The sequence below is a fragment of the Streptomyces sp. 13-12-16 genome, from assembly GCF_002114215.1.
Taxonomy (GTDB): Bacteria; Actinomycetota; Actinomycetes; order Streptomycetales; family Streptomycetaceae; genus Streptomyces.
Genome location: NZ_NCTE01000766.1, coordinates 1 through 1167, shown reverse-complemented (window position 1 = coordinate 1167; position 1167 = coordinate 1). Strand labels below are relative to the sequence as shown.

Annotated in this window: 1 protein-coding gene and 1 pseudogene; both read right to left on the bottom strand. The window is 73.1% G+C overall.

Going from position 1 to position 1167, the window contains the following annotated elements:
- On the bottom strand, positions 1 to 789 hold a 789-nt coding region (locus tag B7767_RS28255; protein WP_143652669.1), incomplete at its 3' end, for a sugar phosphate isomerase/epimerase.
- Between the two features lie 51 nt (positions 790 to 840).
- Positions 841 to 1167: pseudogene (locus B7767_RS28250) on the bottom strand (shikimate dehydrogenase); the annotation flags it as partial.

Below are 1167 nucleotides of genomic sequence, written 5' to 3'. Positions count from 1 at the left end.
CATCAGCAGGGAGCGGCGGGCGTCCACGGCGGTCGGTCCGGCCTCGGCCTGCCGGACGACGTCGTTGAAGACCTCCAGGGAGAGCGGCCCCTCGTACCCGGTGCGCAGCACGTGCCGGACCAGTCCGGCGACGTCGAAGCCGCCCTGGCCGGGGAAGCAGCGGTGGTGGCGGCTCCACTGCAGCACGTCCATCGCGGGCAGCGGGGCGTCGGCGAGCTGGAGGAAGAAGATCTTCTCGCCGGGGATGTCCTCGATGCCCTCGGGGTCGCTGCCGCGCGAGAGGATGTGGAAGCTGTCCAGACAGGTCCCGAGCGCGGGATGCCCGGCCGTCTCGACGATGCGCCAGGCATGGTCGTACGTACTGACGTGCCGCCCCCAGGCCAGCGCCTCGTACGCCACCCGGATGCCGAAGTCGTCCGCCAGGTCGGCCAGTTCGCTCAGGTGCCGCGCGGCGAGGGCGTCGTCGTCGACGGCGGACGGGTCGACGCTGGAGCAGACGAGGACGGTGTCGACGCCCAGCCTGCGCATCAGTTCGAACTTGTGCCGGGCGCGGCGCAGATTGCGGGCGAAGAGGTCCGCGGGCACGGCCTCGATGTCCCGCAGCGGCTGGTAGAGGTCGATGCCCAGGCCGAGGTCGGCGCAGCGGGCGCGGATCTCCTCGGGGGTGAGCACCGCGGTGAGCAGGTCGTTCTCGAAGATCTCCACGCCGTCGAAGCCGGCCCGTGCCGCGGCCGTGAGCTTCTCGGTGAGGGAGCCGCTGAGGGAGACGGTGGCGATGGACGTACGCACGTCGGTACCTCTTGCTTCCGTGGGGCTTCTCGGTCTCTCGGGCTTCTCGGTCTACTTCGGCGCCCCGACGGCGCCGTCGGTCAGCTCGGTGAGGTCCGCGAGCATCCGCGCGCTGTCGGGTTCCCGGCCGGTGAACAGGCGGAACGCGTCGGCGGCCTGGAAGGCGGCCATGCCGCCGCCGTCGAGGGTGGCGCAGCCGGCCGCGCGGGCGGTGCGCAGCAGCTCGGTCTCCAGCGGGCGGTAGACGACCTCGGCGACCCACAGTCCGGGGTGCAGCAGTCCGGCCGGCAGGGGCAGGCCGGGGTGGGCGGCCATGCCGGTGGGGGTGGCGTGCACGAGTCCGCCGTGGCCGTCGGCGGCGCCGAGCAGCTCCGGCAG